The 18444-nt window shown below is 68.2% G+C and carries 10 protein-coding genes; 7 read left to right on the forward strand and 3 right to left on the reverse strand.

Translation table 11 applies throughout. From position 1 onward, the window contains the following. The first annotated feature begins 1 nt into the window (after position 1). The 4 genes from UK23_RS17300 (at position 2) to UK23_RS17315 (ending at position 7590) form a co-directional block, all read left to right on the forward strand. Entirely contained in the window at positions 2–1411 is a 1410-nt protein-coding gene (locus UK23_RS17300) for a BNR repeat-containing protein (RefSeq protein ID WP_045312573.1), read from the forward strand. Between the two features lie 12 nt (positions 1412–1423). Then, the gene (locus tag UK23_RS17305) at positions 1424–2002 is read left to right on the forward strand and encodes a hypothetical protein (protein ID WP_045312574.1); all 579 of its coding nucleotides are present in this window, start codon (positions 1424–1426) and stop codon (positions 2000–2002) included. After that, positions 1999–4857 (forward strand): glycoside hydrolase, encoded by a 2859-nt coding sequence (locus UK23_RS17310; protein ID WP_082114731.1) that lies wholly within the window; start codon positions 1999–2001, stop codon positions 4855–4857. Before UK23_RS17305 ends, UK23_RS17310 begins: the two co-directional genes overlap by 4 nt. A gap of 66 nt (positions 4858–4923) precedes the next feature. Further along, the gene (locus UK23_RS17315; RefSeq protein WP_045312575.1) at positions 4924–7590 is read left to right on the forward strand and encodes a cellulose binding domain-containing protein; all 2667 of its coding nucleotides are present in this window, start codon (positions 4924–4926) and stop codon (positions 7588–7590) included. On the opposite strand, the gene UK23_RS17320 is transcribed toward UK23_RS17315, so the two are convergent. After that, entirely contained in the window at positions 7562–8581 is a 1020-nt protein-coding gene (locus UK23_RS17320; protein ID WP_045312576.1) for a LacI family DNA-binding transcriptional regulator, read from the reverse strand. The two genes, UK23_RS17315 and UK23_RS17320, sit on opposite strands and share 29 nt — an antisense overlap. A gap of 305 nt (positions 8582–8886) precedes the next feature. Between UK23_RS17320 and UK23_RS17325 the strand changes: the two genes are divergently transcribed. Then, positions 8887–10629 (forward strand): rhamnogalacturonan lyase, encoded by a 1743-nt coding sequence (locus UK23_RS17325; protein WP_231114537.1) that lies wholly within the window; start codon positions 8887–8889, stop codon positions 10627–10629. Between the two features lie 207 nt (positions 10630–10836). Continuing rightward, positions 10837–11985: a right-handed parallel beta-helix repeat-containing protein gene (locus UK23_RS17330; RefSeq protein ID WP_082114736.1), complete on the forward strand. Its 1149-nt coding sequence runs from the start codon at positions 10837–10839 to the stop codon at positions 11983–11985. Between the two features lie 162 nt (positions 11986–12147). On the opposite strand, the gene UK23_RS17335 is transcribed toward UK23_RS17330, so the two are convergent. Continuing rightward, entirely contained in the window at positions 12148–13134 is a 987-nt protein-coding gene (locus UK23_RS17335) for an SGNH/GDSL hydrolase family protein (RefSeq protein ID WP_045312578.1), read from the reverse strand. Continuing rightward, a complete protein-coding gene (locus UK23_RS17340) occupies positions 13131–15380 on the reverse strand; it encodes a rhamnogalacturonan lyase (RefSeq protein ID WP_196777776.1) in 2250 nt (749 codons plus the stop codon). The genes UK23_RS17335 and UK23_RS17340 overlap by 4 nt, the downstream gene beginning before the upstream one ends. A 235-nt stretch (positions 15381–15615) precedes the next feature. Between UK23_RS17340 and UK23_RS17345 the strand changes: the two genes are divergently transcribed. Beyond that, positions 15616–18435: a glycoside hydrolase family 3 C-terminal domain-containing protein gene (locus tag UK23_RS17345; protein ID WP_196777777.1), complete on the forward strand. Its 2820-nt coding sequence runs from the start codon at positions 15616–15618 to the stop codon at positions 18433–18435. The last annotated feature ends 9 nt before the right edge of the window (positions 18436–18444 follow it).

Consider the following 18444-nt stretch of genomic DNA (forward strand, 5'->3'; position numbering starts at 1 on the left):
GATGAAACGCAAGACGGCGCCGGTCGTGCTGGCGACAGGAGTGCTGCTGGCGTCGCTGGCCGCACCCGCGACCGCGGCACCCCAGGCGGCACCGACGGCGAGCCTCGTGAGCGACACGTTGCTGGATTCCTCGGCGCTGTACTTCGTCTCCTACGACGGGGTGGTGAACAACAACTCGTTCCAGCAGGACGCGATCGTGACCTACCAGGGGCGTCAGTACGCCACCTGGTACACCGCGAGCCGCAACGCCGTGATCGCGCGCAGGAGCCTCGGCAGCACCAAGTGGGAGACCGTGGTGCTGCCGCACCAGCTCAGCGTCGACGACTCGCACAACGTGATCTCGCTCGGGATTTCCCCGCAGGACAACACGATTCACGTCGCGATGGACACGCACAACACGCGCTTGTTCTACTTCCGCTCCAAGCCCGGCCTCGCGATCGGCGCGCAACGGTGGAACGCGGAGTCGTTCGGCGAGGTGCAGCGGACACTCGGGAGCGCCGAGCTCGGGTCGATGACCTACCCGCAGTTCCTGGTGACGCCCGAGGGCAGGCTGCAGTTCAGCTACCGCACCGGCGGTTCCGGCAACGGCGTCAACGAACTGGCGGAGTACACCGGCGGCACGTGGCGCAAGCTCGGCGGCTGGTCGTCCGCGACCGGGTCGTACACAGGGCCGAACGGGGTCGTGTCGACCACGCGGAACATGTACCTGCACGGCCTCACGTACGACCGAAGTGGACGGTTGCACGCCGCTTTCACCTGGCGTGAGGGCAACTCCGGTGTGCTCTGCAACTCGGGCGGGCTCACCAACCACGACACCGGCTACGTATACAGCGACGACCGCGGCCGGACGTGGCGCAACGGCGCGGGAACCGTTGTCGGCACGACCGGGGGCACGCCCGTCAGCGTCACGTCGCCGGGACTGGTGGCGGACCCGCTCGACCCGAACCACGGCCTGATGAACCAGGAGAGCCAGGCGGTGGACACGAGCGGCCGGCCGCACGTGGTGATCAGCTACGTGCCCGGCCGCTTCACCCAGTGCGTCTCGAACTACGCCCAGCAGCGCGCGCAGTACGGCCGCACGTTCCACGTCTTCCGCGGCGCGGACGGGAAGTGGACCAAGATGGAGGTCCCGATCGCACCGAACCACACGCAGCGCACCAAGATCGTGCTCGACCGCAACGACAACGCGTACCTGGTGATGCCGCGCGGCAGGATCGTGGCGGCGAGCAGGGCCAGCGGGTGGACCGACTGGACCACCGTCTTCGACCGGCCGTCGTTGCAGGCGTTCGGCGAGGTCAACGTCGACACCTCCCGCGTCGCGTCGCAAGGAATTCTGTCGGTCCAGTACCAGCAGGCCTCCGCCGGCAGCACGCCTTCGCCCATCCGCGTCGCCGACTTCCGGCTCGGTTAAAGGAGGACTGACATGCGCTTGTCCCGACTCGGCGGTCTGGTGGTGGCCTTCGCGGCCACCTTCGCGCTGACCGTCCCTGCCCAGGCCGCGCCTGCCGAGGTGCAGGTGCAGGGCACCCTCTCCTGGCGGCTGGCGCGGGTGTCCAACCCCACGGCCGACCAGCAGCGGGCGTACGACCTGATCACGCGCGCGATGAACGCGGCCGTGGCCAGGTACAACAACCTCAGCGGCCTCAGCAAGAGCATCACCGCCCACTACGAGCCGGGAGTGCCGACCGCGGACGGCAGCATCAACGGCACGATTCGCTTCGGCGCCTTCGCCTCCATGAACGAACGCACGGCGCTGCACGAGATCGGGCACACGATCGGTGTCGGCACCAGCGGTAAGTGGGGATCGCTCGGCTGCGGCGGCACCTTCAAGGGTGCGAGGACCACGGCGCTCGTCAAGCAGTACGACGGTCAAGGCGCGTCGATCAAGTGCGACAGCCAGCACTTCTGGCCGTACGGGCTGAACTTCGACAGCGAGTTCTCGCAGACCAGCGCCGACCGGCACGTCAAGATCGTCGAGGCAATGGTGCGTGACGGACTGTGAGCATCAGACGTCGTTTGTCAGCGCTCGCCCTCTGCTGCTTGACGGGCCTGGGCACGGTCGCCACGGCAAGTGCGGATCCGGTGCCGCAGAACGGGATCACGGTCCGGGTCGACCCGTCGTACCAGCAACCCGAGTTCGAGGGCTGGGGTACGAGCCTGGTGTGGATGGCCAACGTCACCGGCGGCTACCCGGACCCGATCCGCCGCAAGCTCGCCGACATGCTGTTCGGCCAGGACGGGCTGCGGCTCAACATCGCGCGCTACAACATCGGCGGCGGCAACGCGCCGGACGTCCGCAAGGACTACATGAAGGTCGGCGCGACCATGGAGGGTTTCTGGAAGGCCCCGCCCGGCACGACGCGCACCGACGTGGACTGGTGGCGCGCGGACAACCCCGACCACTGGAACTTCGCCGCGGACGCCAACCAGCGCTGGTGGGTCGACCAGATCAAGCGCAAGGTCACCAAGTGGGAGGCGTTCAGCAACTCGCCGCCGTGGTTCCAGACCGTCAGCGGGTACGTCTCGGGCGGGTTCGACGCGAACACCGACCAGATCCGCCGTGATCGCGTCGACGACTTCGCCACGTACCTGGCACGCGTGGCGCAGCAGCTGGAACGCGCGCACGGCATCAAGTTCGACACCCTCGCGCCGCTGAACGAACCCAACACGAACTACTGGGGCACGCAGCTCGGCACCGACGGCCAGCCGACCGGTGGACGGCAGGAGGGCGCCCACGCCGGACCCGAACTGCAGCAGGAGGTTCTGCTCGCGGCACGTAAAGCGCTCGACGAGCTCAAGTCGAGGACCAAAGTGTCCGCAATGGACGAAACCAACCCGGGCACGTTCGTGCGCAACTGGAACGGCTACGGCCCGGCGCGTGACGTGATCGACCAGCTCAACGTGCACACCTACGGCACCGGCCAGCGCACCAGCGTCCGTGACATCGCCAAGGGAGCCGGCGAGAAGCTCTGGATGAGCGAGGTCGAGGGCACCTGGGGCAACGGCACCACGGACTACACCGGCATGGAACCCGGTCTGGGCATGGCGACCCGGATGCTCGAGGACATCCGTGAACTCGAACCGTCGGCATGGGTGTTCTGGCAGCCGATCGAGGACGCGATCCCGCAGCAGGCCGCGGGCAAGAACTGGGGCAGCATCCACATCCCGTTCAACTGCAAGTCCACCGACACGCTCGAGACCTGCCCGATCAAGACCAACTCCAAGTTCGACACCATCCGCAACTTCACCCACTTCGTCCGGCCAGGAGACAGGTTCGTCAAGACCGACGACCCGTCGACCGTCGCCGCGGTGAAACGCTTCGACCAGGGTGTCAGCGTCGTGCACGTCAACAACGGCTCGACGGCCCGCGCGGTCACCATTGACCTCACCCGGTTCCGAAACGTTTCGACGAACGCGCGGGTCACGCCGGTGGTGACCAGCGCGGACGGCGCTCTGGTGCGTGGCAAGCCGGTGAAGGTCTCCGGCGGGTCGGCAACGCTCGCGGTGCCGGCGAAGTCGGTCACCACGTTCGAGGTCGACGGCGTGTCCGGGGTGTCCAAGGACGCCGCCCTGGTCCAGTCCGGCCACGTGTACCGGCTGGCCATGGGCGAGAAGTCGCTGCAACCGTCCGACGACTGGTCGGGTGCGGTGGCACGCACGACCGACGTCACCAGCGGACGGCAGCTGTGGTCGGTGCGCAAGCTCGGTCACGGCAACGGGAACCGCGAGCACTACGAGATCGTCAACGCGGTGTCCGGCACCCGGCTCGCCGCCAGTGGTGACGCGGTGGTGTTGCAGTCCGCCAAGGACACCGCCGCGGAGTGGATCATGTCCACGACGGGTGACGGCAGCTGGACGTTCGTCAACGCGGCCACGGGGGCGTTGATCGACGCGGCCGGCGAGGTGGTCCAGGCGAAGACACCGACGTCGGGTGCGAGCCAGCGGTGGACCGTGACGGACCAGACCGTGCTGCGGGCTCAGGACGCCGCTGTGTTCACGGTTCCGAAGCTGCGTCCCGTGCTGCCGAACACGGTGACGCCGGTCTACCGCGACGGTGCGCGAGGCGCGCTGCCCGTGGTGTGGGACCTGCCGTCCGACTCGCGGTGGAACCAGCCCGGCACCGTCCGGGTCCGCGGCACGGCGACGGATCCGCTGGGGCACAAGCTGGACGCGCTGGCCGTCGTCACCGTCGACACGATCGCCTCGACGATTCCCGCTCGTGCCGGCACCTACGTCGGCGGGCGGCCGGATCTGCCCGCCACGGTGACGGGAGTCGGCAAGCGCGGTGGCACGGCTCAACTACCGGTCACGTGGGACGCCGCGGTGTTCGACAAGATCGGCACGGTGACGGTGACCGGGCGCGCCCAGGTCGTCGACGGCAGCACGGTCGCGGCCACGGCGGTCGTGGAGGTCACCGAACCCGTCGAGGTCAACGTGGCGCCGGAGTCAGCGGTCACCGCGACCTACACCGAGCCGGGCTACTCCGCGGACCGCCTGCGCAACGGCGTCACCGACGAGAAGGCGTGGTCGAACTGGAAGTCCGGCACCAAGAACACGTCCGACACGATCACGTTCACCTTTCCGAAAGCACGTGACCTCACGAAGATCGCCGTGCACTCCTACCGCGACGGTGACGGCGGTGTCGCCCAGAGCGTCAAGGTGCAGGTGCTCAAAGCCGACGGCACGTGGGTCGACGCGAGCGGTGAGGTCGCGGTGACCGCGCCGAGGACGGAAGTCGCGCTGAACCCGTCTCCTCCGGCGACCGCTGTCCGCGTCGTCCTGACCGCCAAGCCCTCCGGATATCTCACTCTCGGCGAAATAGAGGTGTTCGCGAAGTCGAATCGAGTCGAAACGTAAGTCCTGTTTGAGTTTCTGCGCGCATGAGAGCGACCATCGCTGAAATCGGCGAGAAGGGAATTCTCAATGCGGAGAGTCCTCGCAGGCGCATTGGCGGCGGTGACGACGGCCGCGCTCGTCGTGGTGGCACACACGACGAGCGCGAGTCCCGCGGCGGCCGCGTCCTACTCGTGGGGCAACGTCGACATCGCCGGTGGCGGGTTCGTGCCCGGCATCGTGTTCAACCAGAGCGAGCCGAACCTGGTCTACGCGCGCACGGACATCGGCGGCGCGTACCGGCTGAACCCGCAGACGAACAGATGGATCCCACTGCTCGATCACGTCGGCCTCGACAACTGGGGGCTCAACGGCGTGGCGAGCCTCGCCACCGACGCCGTCGACCCGAACCGCGTGTACGTGGCGGCGGGCATGTACACGAACGGCTGGGATCCCAACAACGGCGCGATCCTGCGTTCCACCGACCGCGGCAGCACGTGGCAGACCACGCCGCTGCCGTTCAAGATCGGCGGCAACATGCCCGGCCGCGGCATGGGGGAGCGGCTCGCGATCGACCCCAACCGCAACAGCGTCCTGTACTTCGGCGCCCCGAGCGGCAACGGCCTGTGGCGCAGCACGGACTTCGGTGCCACCTGGAGCAAGGTCACGGCGTTCCCGAACCCCGGCAACTACGTCCAGGACCCGAGCGATCCCAACGGCTATCTCAACGACAACCAGGGCGTGCTGTGGGTGACGTTCGACCCGCGCACCGGAAACGCTTCGACGGCCACCCAGACGATCTACGTGGGCGTCGCGGACAAGGAGAACAACGTCTACCGCAGCACCAACGGCGGTACGACGTGGGAACGGGTGGCCGGGCAACCGACGGGTTTCCTGCCGCACAAGGGAGTCCTCCAAGGCGACACGCTCTACCTCGCCACGAGCGACACCGGCGGTCCGTACGACGGCGCCAAAGGTGACGTCTGGAAGCTGAACACCGCGACCGGCGCGTGGACGCGGATCAGCCCGGTGCCGTCGACCAGCACCGACAACACGTTCGGCTACAGCGGCCTGACCGTCGACCGCAAGAAGCCCGGCACGCTTATGGTCGCCACGCAGATCGCATGGTGGCCGGACGTGGTGTTCTTCCGCAGCACGGACTACGGCGCCACCTGGACGCGTGTCTGGGACTGGACGAGCTACCCGAACCGCAGCTTCCGCTACAAGATGGACATCAGCGCGTCGCCGTGGCTCGACCTCGGCGCGAACCCCGCACCGCCGGAGGTCTCCCCGAAGCTCGGCTGGATGACCGAGTCGCTCGAGATCGACCCGTTCAACTCCGACCGGATGATGTACGGCACGGGCGCCACGCTCTACGGCACCACCGACCTCACCGCGTGGGATCGCGGCACCCAGTTCACCATCAGGCCGATGGCCGCCGGGCTCGAGGAAACCGCGGTGACGGACCTGATCAGCCCGCCGGCCGGGCCACCGCTGATCAGCGCGCTCGGTGACATCGGCGGGTTCCGGCACGACCGGCTGGACGCGGTACCGGCCAGGACGTTCAACCAGCCGTACTTCACGTCGACGCGCAGCCTGGACTACGCCGAGCTCAGCCCAGCGACGATCGTGCGCGTCGGTGACTTCGACAAGACCAGCAGGCCCAACGACAACCGCGTGGCGTTCTCGACCGATGGCGGCGCGAACTGGTTCCAGGGCCAGGAACCGGGTGGTGTCACCGGCGGCGGCACGGTGGCCGCGGCGGCCGACGGCAGCAGGTTCGTCTGGAGCCCGGCGGGAACCGGTGTCCACCAGGCGACCGGCTTCGGCAACTCGTGGACGGCGTCGACCGGCATCCCGGCGGGCGCGGTCGTCGAGTCGGACCGGGTCAACCCGATGAAGTTCTACGGGTTCTCCGCCGGGAAGTTCTACGTGAGCGCCAACGGCGGTGCGAGCTTCACCGCGACGGCCGCGACCGGTCTGCCCAGCGAGGCGCGCTTCAAAGCCGTGGCAGGTAAGGAAGGCGACGTCTGGCTCGCGGGCACCGGCGGACTGTGGCACTCCACGGACTCCGGCACGAGCTTCGCGAAGGTCACCGGTGTGGCGAGCTCGCTCAACATCGGATTCGGCAAGGCGGCCGCGGGACGGACCTACCCGGCGCTGTACCTGATCGGCGAAACCGGTGGTGTCAAAGGCGTCTTCAGGTCCGACGACACGGGTGCGAACTGGGTGCGGATCAACGACGACCGCCACCAGTACGGCAACATCGGCGACGCCATCACGGGCGATCCGCGCGTGTACGGCCGCGTCTACCTCGGCACCAACGGACGCGGCATCGTGCTCGGCGAGATGACCGGAACCCCGCCCACCACAACGACCACAACCACCACGACGACCACCACCACCACCACCACGACCACGACGAACCCGCCGGGAACCGGGTGCTCGGTGAAGTACACCGTGCAGAACCAGTGGCAGGGCGGGTTCCAGGCAGCCGTCGACGTCACCAACACCGGTTCGACGGCCGTCAACGGCTGGACGGTCAAGTGGTCGTTCGCCAACGGCCAGGTGATCAACCAGCTGTGGAACGGCACGCTCACCCAGACCGGCGGCGCGGTGACCGTCACCGACCAGGGCTACAACAAGGAGATCAAGCCGAACGCCACAGCCGGCTTCGGGTTCACCGCGAGCTGGACGGGCACGAACGCGAAACCCGTCTCGTTCACGCTCAACGATCGGCCGTGCTCGGTGCCGTGACCGTGCTGCCCCGATCGGTGAGCGCAGGGGCGAGCAGCCTGACCTCGGCCGGCTGCTCGCCCGCCAGCCCGCGCATCAGCATCTCCACCGCGATCGCGCCGACCTCGTCCGCCGGGATCGCGATCGACGTGAGCGGCACCGGCTGGGTGGCGGCGACGGGGTCCGGGCACAGCGCGATGACGGAGATGTCCTCCGGCACCCGCTTGTTCCGCCGCCGCAGCTCCAGCACCACGTCCGCGAGCACCGCCTCGTTGTGCACGACCAGCCCGGTGATGCCGAGCTCGGGCCGCAGCAAGCTGTCCAGGTTCTCGCTGAGCGCCGCGTAGGTGGGCGCACACGGGCTGATGTGGACGGTGACGCCGCGCTTGCGGGCGCTCTTGGTGACACCGGACCGGAACCGCGTCGCGTAGCCGGTCCTGCGCTCGTAGACGGGCGGCGGGGAACCGATGAGCCCGACCGAGCGGTGCCCGAGGCCGGCCAGGTGCTCCACGGTCCGCGCGCCGCTGGCGGTGAAGTCGAGGTCGACGCAGCTGAGCCCGGTGGGGTCGGCGGGCACCCCGATCAGCACCACCGGCACGTCCAGCTCGCGCAGAGCGGGCAGGCGCGGGTCGCGGGCCTCCACGTCCATCACGATCACCGCGTCGGCGCGCGCGGACGCGGTCACCCGGTGCACCTCGTCGGCCTCGGACTCCTTGGTGAGCAAGAGGACGTGGTAGTCGTGCGCACGTGCGGCCGTGACGATCGACGCCACGAACTCCATGATCACCGGCAGGTTGAGATCGGTCCTGAGTGGAACGACGAGCGCGAGGACGTTCGTGCGGCTGCTCGCCAGGGCTCTCGCCCCGGCGTTGGGGTGGAAGCCCAGCTCGTGGATGCTGTGGCGCACGCGCTGCGAGGTCGCCGTCGAGATCGGCCTCTTGCCGCTGAGCACGTAGGACACCGTGCTGACGGAGACGCCGGCGTGCTTGGCGACGTCCTTGATGGTGATCAAGCGGCCTCCCGGGGCACGTGTCGTTGTGCCCGCAACCTTAGCGCCGGGGTCTGACAGTCCCGGTCGTCCACGTCGAACACAGGTCGAAGGATTGCGCGCGCCGCATTCGATTTATTCGACGCTAATATTCCTGGAGGTGAAACGTTTCAATTTCTCGGAAGGAATGGTCCATGAACAAGTTCACGCGAGCGCTGGTGGTGGCATTGGCCGCCACACTGGTGTTCCCGCTGGGCGTGCAGACCGCTTTCGGTGCGGACTGGACGTCATCGGTCTCGGGCGGTTGATGCGAGATGAAGCGGACAACGATGTCAGCACTGCTCGCGGCGATCCTGGTCGCGGGCGGCGTTCCCGCAGTCGCGCAACCGGCGGCCACCGCGGACCGCGGGCTCGTCAGCATCCGGTCGGTCCACGGTGACGGCAACTTCGTGTCGTGGCGGCTGCTCGGCTCCGACGCCCCTGACGTGGCGTTCGACGTCTACCGCGACGGGGTGAAGGTCAACCGCGCGCCGGTGACGACGGCGACGAGCTACCTCGACGCGGGTGCGCCCGCGACCGCGTCCTACTCGGTGCGCCAGGTGGGCGGAGGCGTGGAATCGGCGGCCACGCGATCCGTCGGCACCCTGGCGACGAGCAAGGACGTGCCGATCCAGAGCCCTGGTTCCGGCTACGTGGCGAACGACGCGTCGGTCGGGGATCTCGACGGCGACGGCGAGTACGAGATCGTCCTGAAATGGGATCCCGCGGATGCAAAGGACAACTCGCAGAAGGGCCGCACGGGCATCGTGTACCTGGACGCGTACAAGCTCAACGGCACCCGGTTGTGGCGCATCGACCTCGGCCGCAACATCCGCGCGGGCGCGCACTACACGCAGTTCCAGGTCTTCGACTACGACGGTGACGGCAAGGCCGAGATCGCCGTGAAGACCGCGGACGGCACGCGGTCGGGCACCGGGCAGGTGATCGGCAACGCGAACGCCGACCACCGCAACGCCGACGGGTATGTGTTGTCCGGCCCGGAGTTCCTCTCGGTGTTCCGCGGCACGGACGGCGCGGTGCTCGACACCGAGAACTACGTGCCACCACGCGGAAACGTCTCGTCGTGGGGGGACAGCTACGGCAATCGGGTGGACCGCTTCCTGGCGGGAACGGCCTATCTGGACGGTTCTCGGCCGAGCATCGTGATGGCGCGCGGGTACTACACCCGGAGCGTGATCTCGGCGTGGGACTTCCGCGGTGGCCAGCTGACGCAGCGCTGGACGTTCGACTCGGCGTCCCAGTCGAACCGGTCGGCGTGGGAGGGCAAGGGCAACCACAACCTCTCGATCGCCGACGTGGACTCCGACGGCCGCGACGAGATCATCTACGGCTCGATGGCCATCGACGACAACGGCCGCGGCCTGTGGCAGAACGGCACCCACCACGGCGACGCGCTGCACGTCGGCGACTTCATCCCGTCGAGGCCGGGCCTGGAGGTGTTCAAGCCGTCGGAGCACACGAACGAGGTCGCGCACTGGATGGGCGACGCCCGCACCGGCCAGATCCTGTGGAGCGCGCCGTCATGCGGCTGCGACAACGGCCGGGCGGTCGCCGCGGACATCTGGGCGGGCAACCCCGGCGCCGAGGCGTGGTCGGCCGCGGTCGGTGGATTGAGGTCCGCTGCCACGGGCGCGCAGGTCGCCGCGCGCAAGCCGGGTTCGACCAACTTCGTGATCTGGTGGGACGGCGACGCGCAGCGCGAGTTGCTGAACGGCACCACGATCGACAAGTACGGCCCCAACGGTGACACGCGGCTGCTCACCGGTTCGGGCGTGGCCTCCAACAACGGCACCAAGTCCACGCCGGCGTTGCAGGCGGACATCCTCGGCGACTGGCGCGAGGAGGTCATCTGGCGCACCTCGGACAGCCGGGCGCTGCGCATCTACTCCACCACCGAACCGACCTTGATCCGGCGGGCCTCGCTGATGGAGGACCGGCAGTACCGGGAAGCCGTGGCGTGGCAGAACACGGCCTACAACCAGCCGCCGCACCCGAGCTTCGCCAGCCCCTGATTCCCGCGGGGCACAACTGAAGATCGAATCCGCGGACGCGCCCGTCCGCGGATTCGGCATGCGCCCGTTTCGGTTCGTTTTCTATTTGTGAATTGCACGCTTTTCATCGTTGTGAATCTTTTTGGGCTTCGTTGCGTTTCTCGAAGTTGGTGCGTTAGTTTGCGTGGGAGCGCTCCCGGAAATCCTTTCGCACCCAGGGAGAAAATGATGAAGTCCATAGGTGTGGCGTTGGCCGTCGTCCTGGCGTTGCCATTACCCGCGTCCGCTGCCGACAGCGTGTTGTACGCGTCGCCTTCCGGCCGTGACGGAGCGACCGGCACGATCTCCGACCCGACCACGCTGACCTCGGCGATCACCCGGATCGCGGCGGGCGGCACGATCTTCGTGCGTGGCGGCACGTACAACCTCGCGAAGACGGTGACGATCGCTCCCGGCAACAACGGCACGGCGAGCGCCCGCAAGAAGCTGACCTCCTACCAGGGCGAGAAGCCGGTGCTGAACTTCTCGGCGCAGACCGAGGACCCTGCCAACCGCGGCCTGGCCGTGAACGGTTCGTACTGGCACGTCTACGGCCTGATCGTGGAACGGGCCGGTGACAACGGCATCTTCGTCGGCGGCAGCAACAACATCCTCGAACGCACCATCACCCGGTACAACCGCGACACCGGCCTGCAGCTCTCGCGGATCGCGTCCAGCACACCGAAGAACCAGTGGCCGGCCAACAACCTCGTGCTGAGCGCCGAGTCCCACGACAACCGCGACTCCGACGGTGAGGACGCCGACGGTTTCGCCGCCAAGCTGACCGTCGGCTCGGGCAACGTCTTCCGGTACGCGGTGTCGCACAACAACATCGACGACGGCTGGGACCTCTACACCAAGTCCGACACCGGCGCGATCGGCGCGGTGACCATCGAGGACTCCCTGTCGTACAAGAACGGCACGCTGAGCAACGGCGGCCAGGCGGGCAACGGCGACCGCAACGGCTTCAAGCTCGGCGGCGAGGACATCGCCGTGCCGCACGTCGTCCGCCGCACCATCGCGTTCGACAACGGCAAGCACGGCTTCACCTACAACCGCAACCCCGGCGCCATGACCGTGTCGAACAACCTCAGCATCGACAACGACGAGCGCAACTTCTCGTTCGACGCGGGCAGCACGGTGTACCGCGGCAACACGTCGTGCCGCAGCAGCAAGGGTTCCAACGACAAGACCGTCGGCAACGCGGACAGCTCGAACCAGTTCTGGCTGGGCACCAACGGTTCTCGTTGCTCCAGCTATTCCGGTGCCCTCGGCTGGTCGTTCGCCTCGGACGGCAAGCTGCTCGTGACGCTGGGCGGCAAGCCGGTCACGCTGTAGCCCTGACCACGTCTGCAAGTACCACCAACTCACGAGTTGGTGGTACTTGCAGGACTCTGCAGGCGAATCCGCGCCTCGTCGTTTTGTTTGGCGCGATAGGCACGTTCGTACGAACTAGCCGTACCAACGTGCCATTCCAGACAGATGCAGAGCACCTGGACTCTAGATCTTCGCGGCCACGATCGGCGCCAGGCGGTCGGCGATCTTGCGGTGGCCCTGGTCGTTGGGGTGCACGTTGTCGGTCGTGTCAGTCGACTCGTTGATCCAGCCGGTGGTGTCGACGAAGTACACGTTGCCGTCGTTGACATCCTTGACCGCCGCCTGCGTCTCCGGCAGGAACCGCTTGCGGAACGTGCCCAGCGCGAAGATCGCGGCGGTCGGGTACTTCTCCCGTGCCCGCTTGAGCAGCGTGACGTAGGAGGCGTGGAACTGGTCCTTGGTGACACTGTGCCCGACGTCGTTGGTGCCGAGGTTGATCACGACGGCGTTCGCCTTGTACCGGCCGAAGTTCCACGCGGGCGCGTTCAACGCGAGTCCGGTGCGCAGGAAACCCTCGCGCATGCTCAGGCAGCCGTCCGCCGCGGGGTGCAGGCACGCGCCGCCCACCGCGATCTGCGTGTGGCCGGCCTTGAGCTTCTCGCCCGTGAGCCAGCCGTACGCCGTGAGCGCCTGCTTCGACGACTGCTGGCCCACGGTGATGGAGTCGCCGACGAACTCGATGATCTTCGACGGCACGCTCGGAGCGAACGTCTTCGCGCCGGTGTCGAGCTCGATGCCCTGGTACACCGCGTCACCCTTGTACGAGCCCGCGATCGGGCGGTAGGACACGCGGAGGGTGTGGTTGCCCGCGGCCAGTGGCGCCGGGGTGAGGTTCACGGTGCCGGTCTTGTTCACATAGGACACATCGGGCCCGCCGTCGATGCTGACGAAGAAGTCGATCGCACGGCGCTGCTTGAGCTTCACCGTCCGGCCGGTGAAGCCGACGACGAGGTAGGCGCCTGCCCACTCGGAGACGTAGGCGCTCGACGTGCTGGTGTTCCAGCGGCCGAAGTACTTGACGTTCGGGTCGGTCGGCGTGCTCGCGGCCGACGCCGATGGGGTTATGACGACGCTGCTGACGAGGACTGTTGCTGCGACCAGGAGTTTCACGGTGCGTCCTTCCGGTGCGAGGGCAGGGGAACGCGCGTCCAGTCGACGTCCGAGGCGAAGTAGAAGCCAGGGTACGACGGCTGGTTGTAGGTGGTCTGCTGGCGGGCGACCTCGACGCGGTACTGACGGTCGTGCATGAGCGTGTACATCTTGTGGCTGGTCGGTTCGGTGCTGAGGTAGAAGCGCAACGCGGTGCTGTCCTGGGTGCGCATGACGAGTTCCTCGCGCCAGTCGCCGAACACGTCGGCCACGAGCGAGGGGTTGCCCTTGGTGCCGTTGTTGGCGCGGGTGCCGGTGGCGGTGAGCACCGTGCCGCGCCGCCAGTCGTCGATGGTGGGCGTGACGTCCTGGGCGCCGTTCACGATCTGGGTGGTCAGGTCGCCGGCCCAGCGGATGCTCATGTTCGTGCCGGGAGAACGGTCCTCGAGCCTGCGGCCGTCCGCGCTCCAGAGACCGCCGGAGTCCGAGCCGTTCGGCATGGACGACCACGTCTCGATGCCGGGCACGTCCGGGCGGACGTCGCCGATCATGCCCCGGCCGGTGTCCATGCCGGAGTACGCGCCGTAGATCGTCTGACCGGTTCCGGCGTCGCGCAGCGCGTAGCCGTACGGGGCGTAGCGGGCGCCTTCGTGGACCATGAAGATCTCGAGGCCGGGGCGGGCCGGGTCGATGTCGGTGACGTGCAGGGCATCACCGTGCCCGACCCGGACCGCGGCTCCCGGCTCGACGCTGCCCGGTGGCAGGACGCCGGACGAGCTGTACTTGAGCGAGCCGTCGTCGTCGAGGGTCGCACCACCGTAAATGATCTCCTGGCGGCCGTCGTGGTCCACGTCGGCGACGCTCAGCGAGTGGGCGCCCTGCGTGGTGAGCTCGGCGTGGCTCGGGTTCGTGCCGTCGCGGCCGTGCGGGGTGTCGCGGAACGGGTTCGTCATCGGCACCCAGCCGCTGTCGACGAGCCAGCGCTTCTTCAGGTGCCTGCCGTCCCAGTCGTAGGTGGCGACGGCGGAGCGGGTGTAGTAGCCGCGGGCGAAGATCGCGGACGGACGTTTGCCGTCCAGGTACGCGACCCCGGACAGGAAGCGGTCCACCCGGTTGCCCGGTTCGATGCGAGGCATGGCGTAGTCGCCCCACATCAGGCCGTCGTCGGTGCGGCCGGGCTCGTAGCGGACGGTCTGCAGTTCGTGGCCCGTGGCGCCGTCGAACACCGTCAGGTACTCCGGTCCGTCGACGATGAAGCCCGCGAACTGACGCAGCTTGTTGTTGGCGCTGCGGGAAGGCGCGTAGACGTCGAGGAAGTGGTCGACGAGCTCGGCGGCGTGCTCTGCGGACAACGGGTAGGTGTAGCGCGGCTCGATGCCGAACGCCTGCTCCAGCGTCGCGGGCCAATGCCCGGCCACGACCTCGGGATGCCGGTCCCAGCCGCGAAACGTTTCGACGAGGTGGGTGCGGTAGCCCTCTGGGCTGAGACGGTAGTCGTCGGTGTTCTTGAACCCGGCGCGCACGTCCTCGCGCGGCATCGTGATGTACCGCTGGCGGCCGTCACGGGTGCCCGGCGCGGTCTTCGTCATCAGCTCCGCACGGCCGTCGCCGTCGAAGTCGTAGACGAGGAACTGGGTGTAGTGCGCGCCCGCCCGGATGTTCACACCCAGGTCGATCCGGTGCAGCAGCGTGCCGTCGAAGCGGTACGTGTCGAGGTAGACCGGACCGGTGTAGCCGACCTGCGAGACGTCCTTGGAGTTGCTGGGATCCCACTTGACGACGTACTCGTACTGCCCGTCGCCGTCCATGTCCCCGACGCTGACGTCGTTGGCTGAGTAGGTGTAGCGCTCGCCGGCCGGAGTCACGCCGTCCGCGGGTTTCCGCAGCGGCAGGTCGTAGTGCGACGCCGTCCACGCCGTCACGGGCTTGCTCCGTCCCAAGGCGACACCGCGACGCACGGGTGCCACCTGGTAGCGCGCGCCCGGAATTGGCTTCGCGTCGACGAACGTAGTGCTGTCCGTGACGGTCGCGATGCGCTTTCCGTTGCGGTAGACGGCGAAGTCGGGCCCGGCGAGGCCGGTGGGAGTCGCGCCGGTGGCCTCCTGACCGAGCAGGCGCCAGCTCAGGTGCACGCCGTCGCTGACAGTGGCCGCGACGAGCCCGCGGTCCAGGCGCTCACCGGGCAACGGGTGCGCGGAAGCGGGCAGCCCTCCGGCGAGGACGAGGGTGGCCGCCAAGGGGAGCAGAACGCATCGTCGCAGGTCCACGGCGGCTACGATGGACCGTTCCGGCACGTGACGCAAGGGTCAAATGTGTTGCGGCGCAATGTGGAAAGCGTTTTCCTAATCGAGACGTCGAATCGGGCGCGGCGTTCGACAGAAAAAGTGTCGAACAAGTCGAAACGGGCTTACTCCTTCTTGACGCCCAATGTGAGTCGTGCCACGTTCACGTCGTCCGGTCGAAGCGATTCGATTCACCCTCGGTGACCAAGAAGGGCGCGCCTTGAGCATCGAGACACCCAATGGGGAACTACCTTTCCGGAATCGGGACCTGCCGCTGCGGGAACGGGTCGCCGATCTGCTGGAGCGGCTGGCCATCGCCGAGAAGATCGCGTTGCTGCACCAGTGGCAGGCCGCCGTCCCCAGGCTCGGGCTCGGGGCGTTCCGCACCGGCACCGAGGCGTTGCACGGGGTCGCGTGGCTGGGGCGCGCGACGGTGTTCCCACAGGCGATCGGCCTCGCGAGCACGTGGAACCCGGACCTCGTCCAGGCGGTCGGCGACGTGACCGGCACCGAGGCGCGCGGCTTTCACCACAAGGACCCGGTGGCGCACGGGCTCAACGTGTGGGCGCCGGTGGTGAACCCGCTGCGCGACCCGCGCTGGGGCCGCAACGAGGAGGGCTACTCCGAGGACCCGCTGCTGACCTCGGTGATGGGCACGGCCTACGCGAAAGGGCTGCGCGGCGACCACCCGGTGTACCTGAAGACCGCGCCGACGTTGAAGCACTTCCTGGGCTACAACCACGAGACCGACCGGTGCGCGACCTCGTCCGTCATGCGGGCCCGTGTGCTGCACGAGTACGAGTTCCCGTGCTTCCGCGGCCCGATCGCGGCGGACGCGGCAGTGGCCGTCATGTCGTCGTACAACCTCGTCAACGGCAGGCCGGCGCACCTGACCCCGTACCTCGAGGACCACCTGCGCTGCTGGACCGGCAACGAGATCGCGGTCGTCAGCGATGCCTGGGCGCCGTCCAACGTGGCCGGTCTGCAGAACTACCACGAGGACGACGTCGCCGGGCACGCCGCGATGCTGCGGGCAGGAGTCGACAGCTTCACCGACCACGACGCCGATCCCGCCGCCACGATCGCGAGCGTGACCGAGGCGCTGGCCCGCGGGCTGATCACCGAGGAGCACGTGGACCGGGCGGTCACGCGGCTGCTGACGCTGAGGATGCGGCTCGGCGAGTTCGACCCGCCGGAGCTCAACCCCTACGCGGTGATCACCGAGGACGTGATCGACGCGCCCGAACACCGAGTGCTCGCCCTGGAGGCGGCCCGGCAGTCGATCGTGCTGCTCAAGAACGACGGCCTGTTGCCGCTCGACCCCCGTGGCAGCGGGAAGATCGCGGTCATCGGCACGCACGCGGACGCCCTGTTCGAGGACTGGTACTGCGGCACGTTCCCGTACTCGGTCACTCCGCTCGACGGGATCAAGCAGCTCCACAGCGGACAGACCACGTTCACCGAGGGGATCGACCGGATCTCGCTGACCACCGCGGACGGTCGCTTTCTCGCCTTCTCCCCGGAAGGCGAGGCCGTGCTGGAGGAGCACTGGAGCGACGGCTCGGCGTTCGACCTGTTCGAGTGGGGCCAGGACGCGATCACCCTGCGCTGCGTGCTCACCGGCAAGTACATGGCGGCGACGAGAGAAGGCGCGCTCGTCACCGAACGAGACATGCCGGGCGGATGGGACGTCCTGGAACTGTTCGAGCTCGTCCGGGTCAGCGATGACGTCTGCCTGCTGCGCAACACGGTGCTGGACAAGTACGTGGCGGCGCACCAGGACGGCATCCGGTTCGCCGACGCGGACTGCCAGGCGGCGCGGTGGCGGCTGGAGGTCGACCGCTCCGGCATCGCCCAGGCCGTCGCGCAGGCCGCGGCGGCGGACGTCGCGATCGTGGTGGTGGGCAACGACCCGCACATCAACGGCCGCGAGACCCAGGACCGCGTGGACCTGGACCTGCCGCCGGGGCAGGTGGACCTGATCCGGGCGGTGCGGCACGTCAACCCGCGCACCGTGCTCGTCGTGGTCAGCAGCTACCCGTACGCGCTGGTGTGGGAGGACGAGCACGTCCCGGCGATCCTGTGGTCGTCGCACGGCGGCCAGGAGTTCGGACGCGCGCTCGCCGAGGTGCTCTTCGGCGAGATCTCGCCGTCCGGCAAGCTCACCCAGACCTGGTACCGCGGCGTCGAAGCGCTTCCGGACCTGCTCGACTACGACATCATCTCCTCGGGTGGCACGTACCTGTACTTCGAGGGCGATCCGCTCTACGCGTTCGGGCACGGGCTGAGCTACACCAGGTTCTCCTATGGCCCGTTGGCCGTGTCCTCGCAGTCTGTGTGGCAGCACGACGAGTTCGAGGTGTCGGTCGAGGTCACCAACACCGGTGACCGGCCAGGTGCCGAGGTCGTGCAGCTCTACGGTGCGCAACGTGATTCACGCGTGGCGCAGCCGTTGCGCGAACTGCTCGCCTTCGAACGCGTGGAGCTCGCCCCGGGAGAGCGCCAGGTCGTCCGGTTCCCGTTGCACGGCAGGGATTTCTGGCACTGGGACGTGGTGAGCGACCGCCGGGTCGTCGAAACGTCCGTGCACGAGCTGTGGGCCGGGTCGTCGTCGGACCGCCGGGCACGCGGGGAGGTGCTGGTCATCGGTGAGGGGATCGCGTTGCGAGGCCCCGTCATCCGCGCGGAGGGGTTCGACGACTACGCGGGGGTCACCCTCGTGGACGAGACCCGCGAGCGCGGCACCGTCGTCGAGAGCACCGATGCCGGTGGCTGGATCCTGCTCGGCGACGTGCGGGCCGACGCGAGCGTCACCCGCTGCAGGGCCCGTGTCGCCGGGCGGGCAGGAGACGTCGAGGTGCGCGTCGGCAACGACGGCGCAAGGTTGTGCACGTTCACAGTCGCGCAGGACCGCGGACGCCACGACTGGCGTGAGGTGAGCATGCCGATGACGTGGGGCGGCGGTGCACATGACCTGCTCATCGTGTTCGGGGAGCCGGGCATGCGGCTGGCCAGCATCGAGTTCGACTGTCAATCGTGAATGTGCACG

The sequence above is a fragment of the Lentzea aerocolonigenes genome, assembly GCF_000955955.1.
Taxonomy (GTDB): Bacteria; Actinomycetota; Actinomycetes; order Mycobacteriales; family Pseudonocardiaceae; genus Lentzea; species Lentzea aerocolonigenes_A.